This window comes from Flavobacterium sp. FlaQc-47 (assembly GCF_044006475.1).
In the GTDB taxonomy this organism is placed as follows: domain Bacteria; phylum Bacteroidota; class Bacteroidia; order Flavobacteriales; family Flavobacteriaceae; genus Flavobacterium.
Map to the genome: position 1 here is coordinate 716,224 of NZ_JBIPCQ010000001.1, position 20,047 is coordinate 736,270.

Sequence of the window (20,047 nt, forward strand, 5' to 3'; positions counted from 1 at the left end):
TATTTAGTTATTTTAATGAATTAATGATTTCAATATAATTTTCTTTAGCCTCATCGATCGATATATGGCTAATTTGCATCCATGCATTTGTTTTGAAAGCATCTCTTAAATCAAAATTTTCAGATTGATTATACACTGCAGTTCCAAAAGTTGCCTGTTTGTAATACGCATACAGTCTTAGCTGCACATCTTGCGGCAATGAGGCCTGAGTCATTTTTAAAGCAACATCAACAGCCTCTAAAAAACGAGTATCTAAATCTTTTTCGATCATTAAGCTTTTGTAGCAATAATGGTTTTTCCGCCAATTGCTTTTTGGTTTAATACCACATTAATAGGAGTACCTAAAGGTAAAAATAAATCTACTCTTGAACCAAATTTTATAAAACCGGCATCAGTACCCTGAACGACTTGCATTCCTTCCTGAGCATAATTTACAATTCTACGTGCTAAAGCACCTGCAATTTGTCTGTATAATATTTGTCCGAAACTATCATTTTCGATTACTACCGTAGTTCTTTCGTTTTCTTCACTTGCTTTTGGATGCCACGCAACTAAAAATTTTCCCGGGTGGTATTTACTGAATTTTATAATTCCGTCCATTGCATAACGAGTTACGTGAACGTTTATTGGTGACATAAATATAGAAACCTGTAAACGTTTGTCTTTAAAAAATTCACCTTCGTAAACTTCTTCAATAACCACGACTTTTCCATCAACTGGAGCAAGAATCTGATCGATACTTTTAATTGCAATTCTTTTAGGATTTCTAAAGAATTGTAAAATAATAATCAAAACTACTACACCGGCAATTTGCACAAGCATTCTTAGCCATGTAATATCAATGAATTTGTCAGCAATTAAAAGTACAGCTACTGCAAATACAGTACCTAGTAAAATGGATGGGCCTCCTTCTTTATGAAACATAATATAAAATTTGATAAAATAAAAATATAATTGGTGCTACAAATATAACACTATCTAATCGATCTAGTACGCCTCCGTGGCCAGGCATTATTGCGCCACTGTCTTTTACTCCTGCAACTCTTTTAAATTTGGATTCAATCAAATCTCCAATAGTACCAAAAATGCTTACAATCAAAGCAATTATAGTCCATATTAAAATTGATTTACTGCTAAATTCGGGAGTTGGCTGGATATAGAATTTTGAAATTAAAAAGCCTGCTAAAGCTGCAAAAGCAACTCCGCCAAGAAATCCTTCTATAGTTTTTTTTGGAGAAATACGTTCAAATAATTTATGTTTTCCAATAGATTTTCCAACGAGGTAGGCAAAAGTATCGTTAGTCCAGATTAAAATGAATAAACCAATAATAATTTTGGGGTTATAATCTTTTATTCCAAAAGAAATTTTAACGATAAAAAGGAAGGGTAACATTATGTATCCAATTAAGTAAATAATTTTGGATACTTTGCTTATGTTTTGCGTATCATCAAATAAAAAGACAATACATTTTACAGATATAATTAAAGTGATAATAAGCAACACAGAAAATAATTTATCTGTATCGACTGTAATTATAATATTCTCTTTTAAGATCTTACTAATATAATTTTCAGTTTCAACTTTATAAAAACTGATTAGTGATACTGTGGAATAAAAAACAGAAACAAATAAAATAGAAATAACCTTATTAAGCTTCACTAAGTTGCAAAACTCATAAGTTGCAATAATTAGAAAAAGGCCAAAAAGGATGATAAAGCTTTCAGTAGAAAACAAAATTGAAGTCAGTAGTAAAGCGATGTAGACAGCACCAGAAATGGCTCTCTTTAGTGTTTCGTTCATCTTAAAGATCTTCTAAGAGCAGTAAATACAAATTCTTGGCAACACTTCCGTATTGAGTAAAATCTTCTTCTTTTGCTTTTTCGAAATATTTTATTGTGGTAATATTAGTAGGGTAGTCCCTTTCGTATTTTCTCTTGATGGCGCTTAAACCATCACTTTTAATTAATTGCAGCTGACTTGTTGTTGCAATAATTACAATATTAGCAGGTAATTCGTTTGGTTTGTCCTGTCTGATTTGTTTTGATGAAAATAGGATAGAACCTTCATCAGCAATTAAATTTTCACAAGTTGCCAGTAGAAATTTAGGATTTCTGGGAGAAATATAAATTAGCTTGTTTTCTTCCAGTAAACTAAAAAGTGCCGGTTCATAACACAAAACTTCATTTTCGAACCAGTCATTTTCTTCTAGTATGTTTTCAAATTGTTCAGCAACTTCTTGTTTGTTTTCGCAATACAAAAATTTACCACCATTTTTCTTGAAATTGAAAATGAATCTTTCGTCTATAGATAAATGACTGTCCGGAGAATGATTTCCTCCATACTCGCTTTCATTATCTTCATCTGAAGAGGTGTCGCTGGAACCAAATATTTTTTTGAAAAAATTCATTTTATATGAAAAACTTTACATGTTAATTGAAAACGTTCAAAGATAAAAAAATCTTAATTCAAAAGGCTATTTTGAATTAAGATTTTAAAAAATATTACATATTTACTGAATATTTACGAAACCACTTCTTCTAAATTTTTATCAAAAGTACGTTTTCCGAAAATTGTTTCTAAGTCATCTTTAAAAATAACTTCTTTTTCAATTAATATGTCAGCTAATTGATTTAGCTTGTCTTTGTTTTCTTCAAGAATATGAATTGCTCTTTGGTATTGACCTTCAATTAATTCTGAAATTTCTTTGTCAATAACTTTGGCAGTTTCGTCAGAATAAGGTTTTGAGAAATTGTATTCACTCTGACCAGTTGAGTCATAATAAGTAACATTTCCTATTTTTTCATTCAAACCATAAATCGTAACCATTGCACGAGCCTGACGTGTAACTTTTTCTAAATCGCTTAATGCACCTGTCGAAATTCTGTCAAAAGTTACCTTTTCAGCAGCTCTTCCTCCCATAGTAGCACACATTTCGTCCAGCATTTGGTCAGTTCTCACGATTTGTCTTTCTTCCGGTAAGTACCATGCGGCTCCTAAACTTTGACCACGAGGAACAATAGTTACTTTAATAAGTGGTGCAGCATGCTCAAGCATCCAGCTTACAGTTGCGTGACCTGCTTCGTGAATTGCGATTGCTCTTTTCTCTTCTGGAGTAATAATTTTATTTTTCTTTTCAAGACCGCCTATGATTCTGTCAACGGCATCAAGGAAATCTTGTCTGTCAACTGCAGTTTTATTGTTACGGGCAGCAATTAATGCAGCTTCGTTACAAACGTTTGCAATATCAGCACCAGAGAATCCCGGAGTTTGTTTTGCTAAGAAATCAAGATCAAGACCTTCAACTTTTTTAATAGGCGCTAAATGCACTTTAAAAATTTCGGCTCTTTCGCGAATGTCCGGTAAGTCAACAAAAATTTGTCTGTCAAAACGACCTGCACGCATTAACGCTTTATCAAGAACGTCAGCTCTGTTTGTCGCAGCCAGAACAATTACGTTAGAGTTTGTACCAAAACCGTCCATTTCTGTCAGTAATTGGTTCAAAGTATTTTCTCTTTCGTCATTTCCGCCTGACATATTGCTTTTTCCTCTAGCTCTACCAACAGCATCAATTTCATCAATGAATATGATAGCAGGAGATTTTTCTTTTGCTTGTTTAAATAAGTCACGAACACGTGAAGCACCAACACCTACAAACATCTCAACGAAATCAGAACCTGATAACGAGAAGAAAGGTACCTGAGCTTCTCCTGCAACTGCTTTTGCAAGTAACGTTTTACCAGTTCCCGGAGGTCCTACAAGTAAAGCTCCTTTAGGAATTTTACCTCCCAGATTAGTATATTTTTCAGGGTTTTTAAGGAATTCTACAATTTCTTGTATTTCTTCTTTAGCACCTTCTAAACCTGCAACATCTTTAAAAGTTGTTTTGATGTCTGTTTTTTCATCAAACAATTTAGCTTTCGATTTTCCAATGTTAAAAATTTGTCCGCCACCGCCACCAGCGCCACCTGACATTTTACGCATAATAAAAATCCATACACCAATAATGATGATGATAGGAAGTAAGCTGATAAGGATATCGCTCCAATTGTTTTTCTGTAAAAAATTAAAATCTTTCAGTTTGCCTTCGCCAACTGCTTTTTCTAATTTAGTTTGAAAAATTTGATCGTTACCAATTTCTAAAGTATAGTGAGGACCTTTATTAGGTCTGTCAAAAATATCTTTAGCTACTTTTTTATTAGCTGCATCTTTAAGAGCAGCAGCATTTAAATAAACCTCAGCTTCAGCTTTATTGTAAACAATAACTTTTTCAATCTGACCTTTTTCTAATAAAACGTTGAATTTAGATGAAGTTAATTGAGCTGGTTCGCTTAAGTTAGATCCTCCTGTTGCAAAACTTATAAATAAAAAAACCAGAAGTATTGCGGTGTATATTAACCAAGGACTTATTTTAAATTTACTCGGATTTGGATTATTATCTTTAGCCATTAGAGAAAGTTTCTTTTAGTATTTGTTTTCGATTGTAGTTATTTTGGCGTCACCCCAAAGGCTTTCGATATTATAATATTCACGAATGTGTTTCTGGAAAACGTGTACAACAATGTGCACATAATCCATAAGAACCCACTCAGCATTATCGGTTCCTTCTACGTGCCACGGTTTATCTTTTAAGTCTTTAGATACTGTTTTTTGAATTGAGCTTACAATGGCGTTAACTTGGGTATTTGAATTTCCGTTGCAAATGACAAAATAGTCACAAACAGCCGTATCTATATCTCTTAAGTCAAGAATACTGATATCATTTCCTTTTACTTCTTCAATCCCTTTGATTATGTTCGCCAATAGAACATCATTATTAATCGTCTTTTTCGCCATGAATTATTTTATATGATTTTGTAAAGTTACCAAAATTTGTGATTATTTTTGAACCTTAACAAAATATTAAATTAAGTTAATTAAATTCCTTTAATGAAACTAATCAAACTCGATGCCATAGATTCAACAAATGATTTCCTTAAATCATTGGCAAGCAAAGATGAACTGGATAATTTTACCACTGTAACTGCTGAAAATCAGACAAAAGGTAAGGGGCAAATGGGGGCGATCTGGCAATCAGAATCGGGTAAAAACTTAACTATGAGTGTTTTGGTAAAGGATTTACTGTTTGATAATGAGCAATTTTTTAACCTTAGTGTTATAGTATCATTAAGTGTAATCGATGCCCTAAAAACATTGAATATTCCTGATTTATGTATAAAATGGCCAAACGACATTATGTCATACAACAAAAAGGTTGGTGGCATACTTATCGAAAACACCATCAAAAGTGATGGCAGGATTGTGTCAGTTGTTGGGATAGGACTAAATGTCAATCAAACTAATTTCGAACATTTGCCACACGCTTCGTCATTAGCGGTGATTTGTAAAACCGAATTTGATAAAAATGCTTTAGTACTTTTAATAATCGAAAAAATACAACAAAAGATCAAATCCTGGGAAAATAATTCGGCTGATTTATGGACTGAATATTTCAATTCACTATTTAAAAAAGGCGTTCCCATGCCGTTTAAAAATCTTGCAGGACAAAATTTTATGGGAATCATCCAAGGCGTTTCTTCCATGGGGCAAATACAAATTTTACTTGAAGATGATTCCGTTTCAGAATTTGAGATTAAAGAAATTCAGATGTTGTACTGAGTTGCTAAGATTGTGAGTTGCTAAGGTTTTTGAAATCGCAAAGACTCGACCAAATTCATTGTAAACTGGACTAAAGTCCAGCCCTACAATATGTATCATTCCTGCGGAATTTTAAAATCAATTTAAATAATCATTATGATGATTAAAAAAAGAGCCATCGGCTCGACTTATTTTATAGGGCTGGACTTTAGTCCAGTCACTCTTCGTGGCAAATAAAAAAGCCTAATCATTGAGATCAGGCTTTACATTTATGATAAGTAGAGAATTAATAATTAACAATTGACCATTAATAATTAATTAAAGCTTCATCATATTAGTTGCAAGAGTTTCAATGAATTTGCTAATTGGTCCTTTGATCATCATTGCCATCATTGCATTAAATTCACCTTCAAACTGAAGTTGAACAGCACTTTCAGCATCAGAAATACTTTCGATATTCGAAACCAAAGTAAACGGAAGTTTATCACTTGCAGCACCCAAAGTAATTTTGTTTGGCGCCACTTTATCCTTCATTTTCAGTTTTATTTCGGGCATGCCTTTTAATCCAAAAATAAAAGAATCCTCGCCTGTAACTTCGAATTTAGCGATATTATCCGGCATTAATTTTTCATAATTTCTTACATCAGTCAATAAATCAAATAACTCCTGAGCTGATTTCTGAACAGTAACTTTTGGACTTTCTAAGTTCATATTTTATTTTTTTATAGTATCAATTTATTTTTTACCGCAATTATTTTTACCGCGAAGAACGCGAGGTTTTTTTATTTTGATTGTAAATCTTTATGAATAAAAAGTTTGCAAAGCTGGATCGTGATAAATTCCAATTTTTTAAAATTCCAAATTCCAAAAAAGAGCGAAGCGATTTTTTGGTAAAATCTAAAATCTTGCTTCTAAAATCTTGCTTCTAATTAATCTAAAATTATTCTTCCTCTTTCCCCCAAGTCGACGGACTTTCGTTCCATTCCAGTAAAGTCGATTGTTGGTCTTCGGTAATGTATTGTTTCTGAACCGCTAAGTCTAACAGGTTTTCGTAATTACTTAATGTGTAAAGATCAATATTAGCGCTTTTAAAGTTCTCTTCGGCAACATTAAAACCATACGTAAAAATCGCCGCCATTCCTTTTATGTTCGCGCCTTCATTACGTAAAGCCTCCACAGCCATCAAACTGCTGTTTCCTGTGCTAATTAAATCTTCGACAACCACAACATTTTGACCTTTTTGTAAAAAACCTTCAACCTGGTTTTGTCTTCCGTGTTTTTTTGCCTCCGGACGCACATATACAAACGGTAATCCAAGGCTTTCAGCAACAAGAATCCCTATTCCAATAGCTCCAGTGGCAACACCGGCAATTACATCTGGTTTCCCAAATTGTTTCTCAATATTCTTCGCAAATTCATCACGAACATAGTTTCGGATGCTCGGAAATGAAAGAATTAACCTATTATCGCAATAAATAGGAGATTTCCAACCAGAAGCCCATGTAAAAGGATTTTCGGGATTCAATTTAATTGCATTTATTTGCAAAAGCAATTCGGCTGTTTTTTCGGCAGTATCTTTATTAAAAATCATACTACAAATGTATAAAGTTTTTGTGAACGACAAACCACTTTTTTTGACAAATGAAATCTCAAAAGAGACCGATTTTCAATTATTCTTGTTAGAGAGTATTGATATCGAGCATCTTATCGTCAAAATGTTTCAAAATAAAATTCAAAAGGCTTATTTGTATCATCCTGACGAAAAGGAAATTATGAAGACCTTAAAGGCTAAAATTCCCGTTAATAAAGCGGGTGGAGGTCTTGTTTACAATAAAAAAGGCGAAGTTCTCTTTATTTTCAGAAACGGAAAATGGGACTTACCAAAAGGCGGAATCGAAAAAGGGGAGGAAATTGAAGACACCGCAATGCGCGAAGTCGAAGAAGAAACCGGTGTAGGCAAACTCCGAATCACCAATAAACTCGAAAAAACCTATCACGTTTTTAAACGCAACGGAAAATACAAACTCAAAGTCACGCATTGGTTCGAAATGCAATCTGATTTTGAAGGAACCCCACAAGGACAAATCGAAGAAGGAATTGAAAAAGTCGCCTGGTTAAACCCTGAAGAAATCAAAGAAGCCTTAAAAAACTCCTACGAAAACATTAAATTGTTATTTCAGGAGGAGAGTAGAGTTTCTGTTGGGGAATGAAAGGGAAGATGTTAGAGGAAAGATGTTAGATGTTAGAAGCAAGAAGCCAGATTTTAGAGGGAAGATGTTAGATGTTAGAAGCAAGAAGCCAGATTTTAGAGGGAAGATGTTAGATGTTAGAAGAAAGAAGCAAGATTTTAGAAGCAAGTTTTTTTACTTCACATTATGATCTTTTTTAGTTAATTATTCATATTGTTCTTTTTATTATGAAAATCGGATAAGTAATGCTTATATTGCAGGAAAATACTGCGATAATGATTTTAATTTAAAAAATTTGCAGTTTAGAAAAATGATATTTTTATCAAACTTAAAAAAAGCAAATTATTAAATGATTTTTCAGGCCTTAAAACAAAATATAGATATAGAAGACAGTGTTTTTAATAAGCTGTTTTCTACACGCAACAGAAGACTTGCCGAAAGACATTGGACGCCGGTTGCCATTGCAAAAATCGCAGCCGATTATCTGGTTAACAAGCCCAATAAAAAAGTATTAGACATTGGTGCAGGCGTTGGTAAATTTTGTTTAGTAGGAGCAGCTTCGACCAAAGGTTTCTTTTATGGAGTCGAACAAAGAGCTTCGCTTATAAAATCTGCTAATAAAATTGCCGAAAAGCATAACATCGAGAACGTTAAATTCATTCATTCTAATATTACCGAAATCTCTTTTTCTGATTACGATGCATTTTACTTTTACAATTCTTTTTTCGAAAACATAGATAATTCTTGTCCTATAGATAAAACCATAGTTCCTAAAAGCGAATTGTTTATTTCCTATTCTGATTACGTACGAAATCAACTCAGCAAAACACCCAAATACACCAGACTTGTAACCTATTGGAGCACCTGGGAAGAAATACCCGAAAGTTTTGATTTAGAATATTCTGAACTCAATGGAGTATTAAATTTTTGGAGAAAAATGTCATAATATCATTAATTGAATGAGTTATCCAAAATTTTTGTTGGGCGTGCCACCATCCCAATAAAAGGGCAAATTACTTTGCGCATATACGCCCCTTCATCGGGATGCTGTCGGGCTATCCAGGCTACTTCGGTAGCTTCTTCCTATCCCTCACGCAGTGCTACATAGAAAATTTATCAATTGCAATTTCAAAAATCAATTTCAAAAATCAATTGCAATATCACAATTTTAAATTGACATTAATTTTTTAAACTGCCATTGATTTTTGAAATTGACATTGAAATTGATTTTTGAAATCGATATTGATATTTAATTTTAACTATTTAATATCCCAAAAGTTGTACTTTTGTTTAAGACAATACGTAATAAATTGTATCCTGACAAATCATTTTGAATGTATCGTACAAGCCAAAATTTGTTTTTTAAATATTGCCTGTTATTACCCTTAATAGTATCTTTGAATTATGAGCACACTTACAAAATCAAACCATATAGGGCGAAAAATTAGCCGAATTCGTGAACTTCGTGACATGAAACAAGAAGTTTTGGCACAAGCTTTAGGAATTAGCCAACAAACTATATCTGCTATTGAAAACAGCGAAACCATAGACGAAGAAAGACTTATCGAAGTAGCAAAAGCTTTGGGAGTAAGTGTTGAAGCGCTTAAAAATTTCTCTGACGAAGCTGCAATTAATTATTTTAATAATTTCTATGATAATAGTGGAACTAATGGAGCATTTTCACATGGACCGATATTTACTTTTAATCCATTAGATAAATTAATGGAATCAATCGACGAAAATAAAAAACTTTACGAACGTTTAGTTCAGTCTGAAAAAGACAAAGTCGAATTTTTACAGAATATATTGAAGGATAAATAGTTTTTTGTTCTTTACAATTTAAAAAGCCTAATAGATTTATTTTTATTAGGCTTTTATATTTTGCGGTTTCACAAAAAACTATTAAAATTAATTGCTGTAATTGTTGAAATATATTCCGTATTTTGATAGTAAAGCCAAAAATCTTTCTTCATTTGTGAATTGGATATATATATCTTCTTCATTTATTGTTCTTTCCATATATTCAGAATCTAATTTTAATGCATTTTCTAAATGGATATAAAATTCATTTATTTTTCCAGTTTCCGCATATATTTCTGCAAGAGTGGCAATAGCTTGTAAGTTTTCGGAGTCCAATTCTAAAGCTTTAAAAACATCATCAAGTGCATCATCAAATTTTTTTAATAATCTTCGAGTATTCGCTCTGCAAGAATAGCCTCCCGAAAATTCAGGATTTAAAATAATTATTTCAGAACTAAATGCTTCTGCTTCTTTATATTTTTTTGTTTTTGTGAATATTATTACTTTTTTAATTAAGGGATTTATATCTTTAGGTTTTAATTCTAAAAATAAATCAGTTTTCTTTTGAGCTTCATCAAATTTCTCTTGTTTAATTAAATTATTGATTAACATGTTAATAGCTGGTAAATAATTTTCATTTAACTTTAATGCATTTTTAACATCTAAAATTGAATTTTCATATTCCTCAATTTCATAATAAATATTTGATCTATATATATAAAAGTCAATATTGTTTTTGTTTAACGCAATAGCTTTATTTGCATATTCTATTTTTTGATGATAAGTATCTGAATTATTAGCTAAAACTATTAAACGCTCTGATTCTCTTATATTTTTGAATCTTCGAATTTCATTTTCGGATAAATCATTTTTTGTTAGTTTTTCAAATAGCTTTAAATAATCTATTGAAATTTGAGTATTTGAGTCATCTTTTTCGTATGCTATTTTTACACTTTCGAATTCTTCTAATTCTCTGTCAGAATGTATTACACTTACTTCGTTTAAATATGGATGTAAATATTCCCTTTTAATTCGATTTATTAAAAGCGATTCTTTTGCTCTGTCTTCTGGTTTATCTGTAAAAGGAACTCTACTTAGAACAAAATTAATGTTAGGCGTTTTTTCTAATATATTATTGTCAGGATTATTTATTGATTTAATAATTCTATTTGCTCCCCCTAAATTTTCTTTGTTATTTGCCGCGACAATAACTATCTCATCTGCCAACAGTGATAAAGTGATACCAGACATTTCAGATATACCTGTTCTCGAATCTATAAGTAAGAAATCAGGTTTTATTTCATTTTTAATTTTTTCTTTTAAACTTAAAAAAAATGCAAGCCCATTTGGGTTTTCATAAATAAGATCATACCAATTAATAGATGATAATTTTTTCCAGTAATCAGAGGATTCAGTATTACCAGCAGTAATTAGGCTAAGTGGTTTGCCATTTTTTGAAATGTTGACTTCTATACAGTAGTTTTTAATTTTATTATTTAATATACCATTATTTGAAAATTCAAATACATAGTCAACAATTCCTTGATGATTTTTTTTATAATTATTCTTTGATAATGGAAATTTTAAATGTAGACCTGGAGCTTCTAAGTCAAAATCTATTACACAAACTTTTTTGCCAAATTCGACTAATCTTGTTGCTATGTTAACAAGTGCCAATGATCTTCCAACTCCACCTTTATATGAGTAAAATGTTATAGTTTTCATTTTTTTTCTTCCATTTAATTTAAATTGTGAACATTGTTCTTCTTGATTGCAATTTTTTGGTCGCTTGTTTTAAAAAAGAAATATCGTAACCTGCAACCTCCATGACTTCTTGGTTTAAAATAGCTTTGGTTTCTTCAAAATTAATGTCCATTGATTTAGCAATATTAAGTATTCTTTGAAAATTTGCAGATTCATAATTGCAAGCTTCGTATCTTTGAATTTGTTGTTCTTTTAAACCTGTCCTTTGGGCAAGTTCATTTTGAGACAATCCTTTTGTAATTCTTGCTTTAATTAATGTTTCAGGTAATTTTTCAATTGGTGAAATAATTATATTAATAGTTTCATCTTTTAATATTTTATACTCTATTAATTCTTTATCGAAAATTTCAATTTGACTAATAACTGAATCTATCATTATCTGATTTAGTAAATTACCACTATGAATAGCTTTTAAATCTTGTAGAGATTTAAAAAATTCTTCACGCCTATTTGTGGTAATCGCATATTGTTTGTCATTTTTGATCATAATAATTTAGTTTAGATTTATCTGGACAATTCCTTTGGGGTCATCGTTTTTGTCTTTTTGGAAGAAATTAATATAAAGCATATATGGGGTTGCTGGTTCTTGTGCAGGAAAAAATTCACCATGATATAAATCTTTTTGATTTTTTCTTCCATTTGTAAAATCTACGATTGTTGGATATTTATATTTTAGTTTAGGTATATCAACATTGTTGGCATCCCAACATGCATCAAAATCGCCGGGAATTTCTTTTGTTGTAACAAAACTTCCATCAATAAAGATTTTTTTACAGCCACAATCTTTTAAATGAGAAATTCCTATTTTTAATCCTTCTATTAATTTTTTTCTATAGTCATTATATCCATAATTAATTTCAAATTCTTCAATTGTCATTATGTGAATGCCTGGTAGTAAATTGCCATTTTTTTGAAAAGTTATTGCCATGTTCCCTTTATTTAGTTACAAATTTAATGAAAGAAAAATTAACACAACGATTTTGTTGTGTTAATTTTCCTTTCTTTCAATCCTTTTTGTTACAAAACCCTATAAACAGGATATTGCATATGCGCCTTTTCGTAATGCACAGAGTTTTTATAAATCCAGTTTAATTGCGCTTCAGAATTCTTGGCAAATTCGCGGTCGTTTTGTTTTTTAGATTCTAATTCGGTTTTTAGGGCTGGATTATCTTTAAGTAATTTTGCCGCTGTGTCTTCAAAAATATACTCTGAATAATGTTCTTTTTGTTGTAAAATAGGATCGAAGAAATTCCAGTTAAAAAAAGAATCAACGCCTTCAGGCTCAAAAGCTTCTACAAGATATTTAACGCCTTTTTGGTTCGTTGGAACTAAGTAATCACCTTTGGCGAAAGCCGTTTTTACAATTTTAGATGTTATAGCGGTATTTTGGTGCAAGTAATGTCCTTCATAAGCATTTGGAACTGTTTTAAAACTCGCAATTTTATAGCTTTCCACTTCGATAATCGTATCTTTTTTCAGCTGAGAATATTTGATATTGTTATTCTTCAAGAGCTCAATAATATTCCAATAACCACGCGGGACGATATAAGCAGAAGGGATAACAACGTCCTTTACTGATTTGAATTCCTTGATATACGGAACGTTTTTTTTATACGGTTTGCTTCGGTCATAATACAAACGATTTCCTGTTGTCGCTTCGCTTTTTTTGTAACTTGCTTCATAACCTAAAAACGAAAATGTAGTGGCTTTTGTACTGTCTAATTCCCATTTTAAAGTATACGGTTTTTTGGGCTGATATTGTTCAAGATTCTTCAATCGAAGCTCTTTGATTTTTAGGTAATTGGCATCTGTAAAATCCAAAGTCGATTTAGTGTATTCGTAAGTCATTTTTACACGTTCGGCATATTTTTTCAGCATATGCGTTTCAACCACAAACCCAATTGTATTAAACAACGAAGTATAACCCGTTGTATATCGCGGACTATCGACAAACTGACCAAAACCTTTATCCGGCGTATCTTTAAATGAATCTACATATGGCGTTGTTTCAATTTTCTTTTGCTGTAAATCTTTCACCAAAGCCGGCATCATTTCGTTATTTAGAAAATCTCCTAAAACAGTTCCTAATTTATTATGTTGTGTCATAATATAGGTCAGTTTATATTGATAATCAGATCCGTTACTTACGTGATTATCTATAAAAACATCTGCATTTATCTTTTGGAAAATCTCGACGAAACTCTTTGTATTTCGAGTGTCAGATTTCATTAAATCACGATTCAAATCGTAGTTCCTGGCATTTCCTCTAAAACCATAAATTTCTGGTCCATCCTGATTCGCTCTTGTAGTTGAATTTCGATTTAAAGCTCCGCCAATATTATACACCGGAATCGTAACCAAAACAGTATTTTTGGGCGCTTTTAGTTTACCAACGGCTAAATCTCTGTAGAATTGCATTGTGGCGTCGATTCCGTCAGGTTCTCCGGCGTGAATGCCGTTATTGATAAAAAGAACCACTTTGTTTTTCTGAATCTTTTCAAAATCAAATTCTTTTTCAGGATTGTAAACTACCATATGTAAAGGTTCTCCGGAATCTGTCAAGCCCATTTCCTTAATCTGAATCGTTGGAAAATCTTTGGCTAAAAGTTTAAAATAGGCGATAGTTTCTTCATAAGATGCAGATTGATTTCCGTTTCCTTTCTCAAAAAAAGTATCGTATTTTTTATTGTTTTGACCAAAAATGGTGATTGTGAATAGTAAGATGTAAAATGTGAAAAATTTCATGGTCTGGGTTTAATAGATAAGTCAAATATAATTAATTTGTTTCAGGTTTAAAGTTTCACGTTGAAATGAGAATAGAGCAACTTTGGCATTTTACCGCAAAGCACGCAAAGATTTTAACAGGGAAGGTTTTATAAAATGCAAAGTTCGCAAAGCTTTGTCAAATAACTTTGCGAACTTTGCCTAAATCTTTGCGCTCTTCGCGGTTAAAAAACTTGAAACAAAGAAAACCCGAAACCTGAAACAACTTTTTTTGACTACTTTTGCAAAATGAATAAAAATCACCATTCCAATAATATACTTTCGAACTTAGGAATTGAAACCCTAAACGAAATGCAAGAAGTTGCGCAGGACGCAATTTTAAACGATAATAATGTTTTACTTCTTTCTCCAACAGGATCAGGAAAAACACTGGCTTTTTTATTACCTGTTTTAGAATTATTGCAGCCCGAAATTCTTTCGGTTCAATGTTTAATCCTTGTTCCTTCGCGTGAATTAGGTTTGCAGATCGAGCAGGTTTGGAAGAAAATGGGAACACAATACAAAGTTAATATTTGTTACGGAGGTCACTCCATTGATACCGAAATCAAGAATTTGAGTAATCCGCCGGCAGTTTTAATAGGAACTCCGGGAAGAATCGCCGATCATATTGACAGAGATACTTTTAGAACCGATAAAATTCAGACTTTAATTTTAGATGAATTTGACAAATCATTGCAATTGGGTTTCCATGAGCAAATGTCTTATATCATTGGGAAATTGACTAAGCTGAACAAACGTGTTTTAGTGTCTGCAACTTCAGATATTGAGATTCCGAGATATACAAGAGTCGTAAATCCAACAATTTTAGACTTTATTCCGGAGCAGGAAGAGAAAACAAACCTTTCGATGAAAATGGTGGTTTCTCCGGCAAAAGATAAATTAGGAAGTTTATATAATTTGATTTGTTCGTTGAAATCACAATCGGCTATTATTTTTTGTAATCACCGTGATGCTGCAGAACGTATCAGTGATACATTGAACGAAAAAGGGATTTATTCTACCTATTATCATGGCGGAATGGATCAGGATGAACGTGAACGTGCTTTGATTCAGTTTAGAAACGGCAGTATGACTTATTTAATCACGACGGATTTAGCAGCTCGTGGATTGGATATTCCTGAAATGAAACATGTAATTCATTATCATTTACCTTTAAAAGAAGACGAATTTACACATCGTAACGGTCGTACGGCACGTATGCAAGCTTCCGGAACGGCTTATATTATTACTCACGAAAGTGAAAAGCAACTGGATTACATTGACTACGGAATGGAAGTTTTGAAAGTTGAAAATTCGACTACTTTGCCAAAACCACCGGAATACCAAACTATTTACATTAGTGGCGGAAAGAAAACAAAACTGAATAAATTTGATATTGTTGGATTCTTTTCTCAAAAAGGAAAATTAGAGAAAGGTGATTTAGGCTTAATTGAGGTAAAAGATTTTATTTCGTTTGCTGCGGTTAGATTCAACAAAGTGAAAGATTTGCTTGATAATATTAAAGATGAGAAAATGAAAGGCAAGAAATTTAAAATTGAAGTTGCTAGAAAAGTGGTTAAGAAGGAAGAAGAGAAGTAAAAAACATCATTTTCTGTATATGAAAGCTTTCAAATTGCCGGATTTCATACTGTTTTTTGTTAAATTTCAAGCTTTTTATTTTGTTTTAAGTTATTGTTATTCAGTGTTTTAAATTAATATTTTTACGATTTGAACAAGATTCTTAATTTATTGTTAATAAATTAAATGATAAGGCTTTAATTTATCATATTTTCTGCGTTTCTTGCGCCCGTAAATAATAAACCCCAAATTAATTATGAAAAGAATTATTACGATTGCCATTTTGATGTTTAGCTTTGTTTCTTTTGCACAAATTAAAGTTATTGAAACTGTACCAGTTGAAAGATTAGGAAAAGTAAATAACAATTATATTCAAAAAATTGGAGATGAATATACTGTTTATTATACAAGTATCCAGAATGATGATGATGAATCATCAAGCTTGAGAAAATTTACATTCAAAAATGTAAATAATGATTACAATAGTCTTTATAATATTATTGTAAATGGTTTTACTGCAAATCCTTTGTATGATATTAAATTAGAATTACCTAATAACTACATTTGGTTGCATTACACAGGAAGTGTTCTTCCTGAAAAAGCTACAGTTCAGTTTATGGTTTCAAGCAAAGATGCTTCTTCTGCTGCAAGCAACGTATCTGAGCCATTATTAAAAGATCAGATCAATAAATTATTTCAAAAATAAATTTTTTAGTTTCAGATTTCAGGTTTCACTTGTTTCAAGTTAAAATCTGTGGTTAGGAAACTTTTAAAAGCACAAAAAAGGCTATTCAAGATTTTGAATAGCCTTTTTTTAGTTTGTATTGCTTCAAGTTTTTTTAGTTTCAGGTTTAGTTTTCAGCAAAAACTTTGAACCTTTGTAACTCTGAATCTTTGAACCTCAAAAATAAACTTATATCTTTTTAACGTATTGCGTGATAATCACGATTTGCTGTCCATCAACTTTTCCTTCAATATATTCAGCATTTTCATGATCTAAACGAATGTTACGCACAGCAGTTCCTTGTTTGGCTACCATACTTGAACCTTTTACCTTTAAATCTTTTATTAAAACTACAGAATCTCCGTGTTCTAATATTACACCATTGCTATCACGGTGAATGATTTTGTTTTCGTCCTCTTCGCCTTCGCCTGTTGCTTGCGCCCATTCCAGTGTATCTTCGTCTAAATACATCATGTCAAGCAATTCCTGAGACCAGCCCGAAGCACGCAAACGACTTAACATTCTCCATGCTGCAACTTGTACCGCAACGTTTTCATTCCACATGCTGTCGTTTAGACATCTCCAGTGATTTAAATCGACATTGTCAGGGTTTTCAATTTGGTCAATACACGTAGTACATGCTAAAATGCTTTCGTCAAGTCCGCCTTTTTTAGTTGGTAGTACCTCGTATACTTTTAGGTTTTCTTCGGCTGCACAAAGTTCACATTTTGATCCGCTACGTTTGTTTAATTCTCTTTCGATGCTCATTGTTTGGTGTTTATTTAAAAATGCGAAATTACTTATAATTTGCTTCGCTTGCAAGTTTGTTATTTTCGTGGTTTTGTGTCCACGGATTTTACGGGTTAAACCGATTAACGCAGATTTTTGTTTTTAGGATGAAATAATCTTTAATTATTTTTTTACCCTAACCGCATCCGGAACCAGCATTTCATATTCTCCGCCATTACGTAATACATCACGAACAATGCTCGAACTTATGTAAGATGTACTGGCAGCGGTTAATAAAAATACGGTTTCTATTTTAGAAAGTTTTCTGTTAGTATGTGCAATTGCTTTTTCAAACTCGAAATCGGCGGGATTGCGAAGACCTCTTAATATGAAATTTGCTTTTTGTTTTTTTGCTAAATCTATAGTCAAACCTTCATAAGTAATAACCGAAATTTTTGGTTCGTCTTTAAAAGTTTCTTCTATGAATTGTTTTCTTTCTTCGAGTGAAAACATGTATTTTTTTTCGGCATTTACGCCAATAGCGATTACGATTTCATCAAAAAGAGAAATTCCTCTTTTGATAATATCTTCGTGACCTAATGTAATTGGATCAAATGATCCCGGGAATATTGCTTTTCTCATTTTTTTAAGGTTCAAAGGTTCAAAGTTGCAAAGGTTTAAAGTTTTTGCAATTAGGAATTTAATATTAAGTAATTCTTTTGGTGTTTATTGCTTCAACCCATTCCTCTTTTTTGCAGACTTCACAGTTTGCTGTTCCTGATTTTAGTTCTTCGGTATGACCGCAAAATGTACAGGCGTGAATCCCATCATTCTGGATAATTTTACTTTTTTTATTAAATGCGGCTGGTAAAATTGGTAATCCGTATTTTACTTCGTGATCTTCGTAAAAAAATACGCTGATTTCTCCGCTGGTTTCAATAAAAGCATGTTTTACTTGTCCGAGATGTTCAATAGATTTTATTCTAAGTTCAGAGAAAAATTCATCTTGTGCCAGACTTTCTTTTTTGAAAGTGGCAATAGAAAATTTTCCATTATTGATTAGGCATTCGGTTTTTCCTTCTATAAATTCTTCGAACTTTTTGCTTTTTCCTGTAAGCCAGGTTACTGATCGGTATAAAATGATAATTACGGTAAATACAATAGCTGCGGGAACAATACCTACATCTTCATAAAACATAGGATCTCCGGCTGCAGAACCTAATGCAATTATAATTACCGTTTCGAAAATAGACAATTGTTTTACACCTCGTTTTCCTGCTAATTTTAATGTCAGCAGTAATATGATGAACATAACGGTTGAACGAAATATTACTTCCAAAGCAAAGTTTGCCGGTAGATCGTTGTAAAATACTCTATTCCATTCAAAGATTTGTTTCATTTTTTTTAAGGGCTAAGGTTTTTTTTAGGTTCAGAGGTTCAAAGGAGTTTTAGGTTTTTTAACTTTACCATCTTAGAACCTTAGTATCTTAAGCTAAAGCTAACTCAATTGCATTGGTGAATAAATCTTCAAGAGAAATTCCGGCTGCTTTTGCTTGCTGCGGAATCAAACTTTCGGTTGTCAGACCTGGGATTGTGTTCATTTCCAGCATGTATGGTTCGCTGTCAACGATGATGAATTCGCTTCTGGAAAAACCTTTCATTTTTAATACTTCGTAAGCACGTTTTGCAGTTTCGCCTACTTTTTGTGTTAATTCATCTGAGATTCTGGCTGGCGTGATTTCTTGTGATTTTCCTTCGTATTTGGCTTCGTAATCAAAGAAATCATTGTCGGAAACTATTTCAGTAATGGGTAAAACTTTGATTTCTCCTTGGTAATTGATTACTCCAACAGATACTTCTGTTCCGTCAAGGAAACTCTCTATGATGATTTCATTATCTTCCTTATACGCCACTTCAATCGCAATTGGCAATTCGGCTTCTGATTTTACTTTTGAAATTCCGAAGCTTGAACCTGCTTTGTTTGGTTTTACGAAACATGGCAAACCTACTTTTTTAACGATTTCGGTAGTATTGATAACATCGCCTTTGTTTAGGTAATAAGAAATAGCTGTTTTTATTCCGTATGGTTTTAAAACCGATAATAAATCACGTTTATTGAATGTAAGCGCCGCTTGGTAATAATCGCAAGATGATTGCGGAATTCCCAATAATTCAAAATATGCCTGCATTAATCCGTCTTCGCCCGGTGTTCCGTGGATTGCATTGAAAACACAGTCAAAAGTAATTTTCTGATCGTTTACGGTTACTGAGAAATCGTTTTTATCAATTGAAAACTCGGCATTGTTTTCGTCTACATAAACCCATTTTTCTTTAAAAATATGAATACGGAATCCGTTGTATTTTGTTTTGTCAAGATATTGGTGAACGACGTTTCCGCTGATAAGTGAAATTTTATATTCGCTTGAATATCCGCCCATTATGATGGCTATGTTTCTCATTTTATATTGTTTATATGTTTAATCGGTTTTATGTTTAATCGTTTATTTGTTTCAGGTTTCAGGTTTTTTGCAACGAATTCCACGAATTTCCACGAATTAAATTTTAATATCTGTGTTTATCTGTTTAAATCTGTTAAATCTGCGTGCCATGTTCGATCTGCTTGTCATTTCGACGGAGGAGAAATCACGCATGCTTTTCGATAATTTATGGCGATTCTCTTTGCGTGGGCTTCGACTTCGCTCAGCCTGACAAATAATACCAAAATCTTTTTATGAAACCTTAAGTCCCAGCCCTGTCCCGATAGCTATCGGGAGGAGCGGCATCCTTTTAGGGTGGGGTTCACCATAAAAGATACAGCGTACAGCAGGAAATAGCTCCTGAAAATCATCCTTCGACTTCGCTCAG

At 32.3% G+C, this 20,047-nt stretch carries 22 protein-coding genes; 6 read left to right on the plus strand and 16 right to left on the minus strand.

The features are described 5' to 3' along the window. Positions 1–7: 7 nt before the first annotated feature. The 6 genes from ACHRVX_RS02875 to rsfS all read right to left on the minus strand — a co-directional run bounded on the left by ACHRVX_RS02875 (position 8) and on the right by rsfS (position 4,834). Entirely contained in the window at positions 8–271 is a 264-nt protein-coding gene (locus ACHRVX_RS02875; protein ID WP_394775277.1) for an acyl-CoA-binding protein, read from the minus strand. After that, positions 271–924: a phosphatidylserine decarboxylase family protein gene (locus tag ACHRVX_RS02880; protein ID WP_395328932.1), complete on the minus strand. Its 654-nt coding sequence runs from the start codon at positions 922–924 to the stop codon at positions 271–273. The genes ACHRVX_RS02875 and ACHRVX_RS02880 overlap by 1 nt, the downstream gene beginning before the upstream one ends. Beyond that, positions 914–1,801 carry a phosphatidate cytidylyltransferase gene (locus ACHRVX_RS02885; RefSeq protein WP_395328935.1) on the minus strand — a complete coding sequence of 296 codons (888 nt, stop codon included), beginning with the start codon at positions 1,799–1,801 and terminating at the stop codon, positions 914–916. The genes ACHRVX_RS02880 and ACHRVX_RS02885 overlap by 11 nt, the downstream gene beginning before the upstream one ends. A 1-nt stretch (position 1,802) precedes the next feature. Then, entirely contained in the window at positions 1,803–2,408 is a 606-nt protein-coding gene (locus ACHRVX_RS02890) for a lactate utilization protein B/C (protein WP_395328938.1), read from the minus strand. 113 nt (positions 2,409–2,521) lie between these two features. Continuing rightward, positions 2,522–4,447, minus strand: coding sequence for an ATP-dependent zinc metalloprotease FtsH (gene ftsH, locus ACHRVX_RS02895; RefSeq protein ID WP_213306664.1), 1,926 nt, complete (start codon positions 4,445–4,447; stop codon positions 2,522–2,524). 15 nt (positions 4,448–4,462) lie between these two features. Continuing rightward, positions 4,463–4,834 (minus strand): ribosome silencing factor, encoded by a 372-nt coding sequence (gene rsfS / locus ACHRVX_RS02900; RefSeq protein WP_213306667.1) that lies wholly within the window; start codon positions 4,832–4,834, stop codon positions 4,463–4,465. A gap of 93 nt (positions 4,835–4,927) precedes the next feature. On the opposite strand from rsfS, the gene ACHRVX_RS02905 reads away from it, so the two are divergent. Continuing rightward, positions 4,928–5,656, plus strand: coding sequence for a biotin--[acetyl-CoA-carboxylase] ligase (locus tag ACHRVX_RS02905; RefSeq protein ID WP_395328942.1), 729 nt, complete (start codon positions 4,928–4,930; stop codon positions 5,654–5,656). Between the two features lie 297 nt (positions 5,657–5,953). Here the strand turns inward: ACHRVX_RS02905 and ACHRVX_RS02910 are convergent, their stop codons facing one another. Then, positions 5,954–6,346 carry an SRPBCC family protein gene (locus tag ACHRVX_RS02910; protein WP_395328945.1) on the minus strand — a complete coding sequence of 131 codons (393 nt, stop codon included), beginning with the start codon at positions 6,344–6,346 and terminating at the stop codon, positions 5,954–5,956. 229 nt (positions 6,347–6,575) lie between these two features. Beyond that, entirely contained in the window at positions 6,576–7,226 is a 651-nt protein-coding gene (gene pyrE / locus ACHRVX_RS02915) for an orotate phosphoribosyltransferase (protein WP_395328948.1), read from the minus strand. Positions 7,227–7,233: 7 nt separating this feature from the next. On the opposite strand from pyrE, the gene ACHRVX_RS02920 reads away from it, so the two are divergent. The 3 genes from ACHRVX_RS02920 to ACHRVX_RS02930 all read left to right on the plus strand — a co-directional run bounded on the left by ACHRVX_RS02920 (position 7,234) and on the right by ACHRVX_RS02930 (position 9,645). Further along, complete coding sequence (locus ACHRVX_RS02920) at positions 7,234–7,845, plus strand: NUDIX hydrolase (RefSeq protein ID WP_395328951.1); 612 nt, start codon at positions 7,234–7,236, stop codon at positions 7,843–7,845. A gap of 328 nt (positions 7,846–8,173) precedes the next feature. Beyond that, on the plus strand, positions 8,174–8,770 hold the full coding sequence (locus tag ACHRVX_RS02925; protein WP_395328954.1) for a methyltransferase domain-containing protein: 597 nt from the start codon (positions 8,174–8,176) through the stop codon (positions 8,768–8,770). 458 nt (positions 8,771–9,228) lie between these two features. After that, the gene (locus ACHRVX_RS02930) at positions 9,229–9,645 is read left to right on the plus strand and encodes a helix-turn-helix domain-containing protein (protein ID WP_395328956.1); all 417 of its coding nucleotides are present in this window, start codon (positions 9,229–9,231) and stop codon (positions 9,643–9,645) included. 87 nt (positions 9,646–9,732) lie between these two features. On the opposite strand, the gene ACHRVX_RS02935 is transcribed toward ACHRVX_RS02930, so the two are convergent. From ACHRVX_RS02935 to ACHRVX_RS02950, 4 genes are all read right to left on the minus strand, one after another. Next, on the minus strand, positions 9,733–11,349 hold the full coding sequence (locus ACHRVX_RS02935) for a KGGVGR-motif variant AAA ATPase (protein WP_395328959.1): 1,617 nt from the start codon (positions 11,347–11,349) through the stop codon (positions 9,733–9,735). Positions 11,350–11,368: 19 nt separating this feature from the next. Continuing rightward, the gene (locus tag ACHRVX_RS02940) at positions 11,369–11,875 is read right to left on the minus strand and encodes a helix-turn-helix domain-containing protein (protein ID WP_395328962.1); all 507 of its coding nucleotides are present in this window, start codon (positions 11,873–11,875) and stop codon (positions 11,369–11,371) included. A 6-nt stretch (positions 11,876–11,881) separates the two neighbouring features. After that, positions 11,882–12,316, minus strand: a complete 435-nt coding sequence (locus ACHRVX_RS02945) for a DUF6932 family protein (protein WP_395328965.1) — start codon at positions 12,314–12,316, stop codon at positions 11,882–11,884. An 89-nt stretch (positions 12,317–12,405) separates the two neighbouring features. Beyond that, on the minus strand, positions 12,406–14,133 hold the full coding sequence (locus ACHRVX_RS02950; RefSeq protein ID WP_395328969.1) for a M14 family metallopeptidase: 1,728 nt from the start codon (positions 14,131–14,133) through the stop codon (positions 12,406–12,408). Between the two features lie 267 nt (positions 14,134–14,400). On the opposite strand from ACHRVX_RS02950, the gene ACHRVX_RS02955 reads away from it, so the two are divergent. After that, positions 14,401–15,750, plus strand: coding sequence for a DEAD/DEAH box helicase (locus ACHRVX_RS02955; protein ID WP_395328972.1), 1,350 nt, complete (start codon positions 14,401–14,403; stop codon positions 15,748–15,750). 235 nt (positions 15,751–15,985) lie between these two features. Next, positions 15,986–16,435, plus strand: coding sequence for a hypothetical protein (locus ACHRVX_RS02960; RefSeq protein ID WP_395328975.1), 450 nt, complete (start codon positions 15,986–15,988; stop codon positions 16,433–16,435). 207 nt (positions 16,436–16,642) lie between these two features. On the opposite strand, the gene ACHRVX_RS02965 is transcribed toward ACHRVX_RS02960, so the two are convergent. The 4 genes from ACHRVX_RS02965 to ACHRVX_RS02980 form a co-directional block, all read right to left on the minus strand. Then, positions 16,643–17,221 (minus strand): PhnA domain-containing protein, encoded by a 579-nt coding sequence (locus ACHRVX_RS02965; RefSeq protein ID WP_395328978.1) that lies wholly within the window; start codon positions 17,219–17,221, stop codon positions 16,643–16,645. Between the two features lie 144 nt (positions 17,222–17,365). Continuing rightward, complete coding sequence (gene coaD, locus ACHRVX_RS02970; protein ID WP_395328981.1) at positions 17,366–17,824, minus strand: pantetheine-phosphate adenylyltransferase; 459 nt, start codon at positions 17,822–17,824, stop codon at positions 17,366–17,368. Between the two features lie 64 nt (positions 17,825–17,888). Further along, positions 17,889–18,581 carry a DUF421 domain-containing protein gene (locus ACHRVX_RS02975; protein ID WP_395328983.1) on the minus strand — a complete coding sequence of 231 codons (693 nt, stop codon included), beginning with the start codon at positions 18,579–18,581 and terminating at the stop codon, positions 17,889–17,891. An 88-nt stretch (positions 18,582–18,669) separates the two neighbouring features. Beyond that, a complete protein-coding gene (locus tag ACHRVX_RS02980) occupies positions 18,670–19,641 on the minus strand; it encodes a D-alanine--D-alanine ligase (RefSeq protein WP_395328986.1) in 972 nt (323 codons plus the stop codon). Positions 19,642–20,047: the final 406 nt, after the last annotated feature.

Bases quoted from the DNA above. Each gene is read 5' to 3' on its own strand.
- ACHRVX_RS02940 (WP_395328962.1), bottom strand. From the start codon at position 11,875: ATGATCAAAAATGACAAACAATATGCGATTACCACAAATAGGCGTGAA.
- ACHRVX_RS02980 (WP_395328986.1), bottom strand. From the start codon at position 19,641: ATGAGAAACATAGCCATCATAATGGGCGGATATTCAAGCGAATATAAA.
- ACHRVX_RS02950 (WP_395328969.1), bottom strand. From the start codon at position 14,133: ATGAAATTTTTCACATTTTACATCTTACTATTCACAATCACCATTTTT.
- ACHRVX_RS02910 (WP_395328945.1), bottom strand. From the start codon at position 6,346: ATGAACTTAGAAAGTCCAAAAGTTACTGTTCAGAAATCAGCTCAGGAG.
- ACHRVX_RS02965 (WP_395328978.1), bottom strand. From the start codon at position 17,221: ATGAGCATCGAAAGAGAATTAAACAAACGTAGCGGATCAAAATGTGAA.
- ACHRVX_RS02960 (WP_395328975.1), top strand. From the start codon at position 15,986: ATGAAAAGAATTATTACGATTGCCATTTTGATGTTTAGCTTTGTTTCT.
- ACHRVX_RS02925 (WP_395328954.1), top strand. From the start codon at position 8,174: ATGATTTTTCAGGCCTTAAAACAAAATATAGATATAGAAGACAGTGTT.
- ACHRVX_RS02880 (WP_395328932.1), bottom strand. From the start codon at position 924: ATGTTTCATAAAGAAGGAGGCCCATCCATTTTACTAGGTACTGTATTT.
- ACHRVX_RS02890 (WP_395328938.1), bottom strand. From the start codon at position 2,408: ATGAATTTTTTCAAAAAAATATTTGGTTCCAGCGACACCTCTTCAGAT.
- ACHRVX_RS02905 (WP_395328942.1), top strand. From the start codon at position 4,928: ATGAAACTAATCAAACTCGATGCCATAGATTCAACAAATGATTTCCTT.
- ACHRVX_RS02975 (WP_395328983.1), bottom strand. From the start codon at position 18,581: ATGAAACAAATCTTTGAATGGAATAGAGTATTTTACAACGATCTACCG.
- coaD (WP_395328981.1), bottom strand. From the start codon at position 17,824: ATGAGAAAAGCAATATTCCCGGGATCATTTGATCCAATTACATTAGGT.
- ACHRVX_RS02935 (WP_395328959.1), bottom strand. From the start codon at position 11,349: ATGAAAACTATAACATTTTACTCATATAAAGGTGGAGTTGGAAGATCA.
- ACHRVX_RS02920 (WP_395328951.1), top strand. From the start codon at position 7,234: ATGTATAAAGTTTTTGTGAACGACAAACCACTTTTTTTGACAAATGAA.
- ACHRVX_RS02875 (WP_394775277.1), bottom strand. From the start codon at position 271: ATGATCGAAAAAGATTTAGATACTCGTTTTTTAGAGGCTGTTGATGTT.
- rsfS (WP_213306667.1), bottom strand. From the start codon at position 4,834: ATGGCGAAAAAGACGATTAATAATGATGTTCTATTGGCGAACATAATC.
- ACHRVX_RS02930 (WP_395328956.1), top strand. From the start codon at position 9,229: ATGAGCACACTTACAAAATCAAACCATATAGGGCGAAAAATTAGCCGA.
- ACHRVX_RS02955 (WP_395328972.1), top strand. From the start codon at position 14,401: ATGAATAAAAATCACCATTCCAATAATATACTTTCGAACTTAGGAATT.
- ACHRVX_RS02885 (WP_395328935.1), bottom strand. From the start codon at position 1,801: ATGAACGAAACACTAAAGAGAGCCATTTCTGGTGCTGTCTACATCGCT.
- pyrE (WP_395328948.1), bottom strand. From the start codon at position 7,226: ATGATTTTTAATAAAGATACTGCCGAAAAAACAGCCGAATTGCTTTTG.
- ACHRVX_RS02945 (WP_395328965.1), bottom strand. From the start codon at position 12,316: ATGGCAATAACTTTTCAAAAAAATGGCAATTTACTACCAGGCATTCAC.
- ftsH (WP_213306664.1), bottom strand. From the start codon at position 4,447: ATGGCTAAAGATAATAATCCAAATCCGAGTAAATTTAAAATAAGTCCT.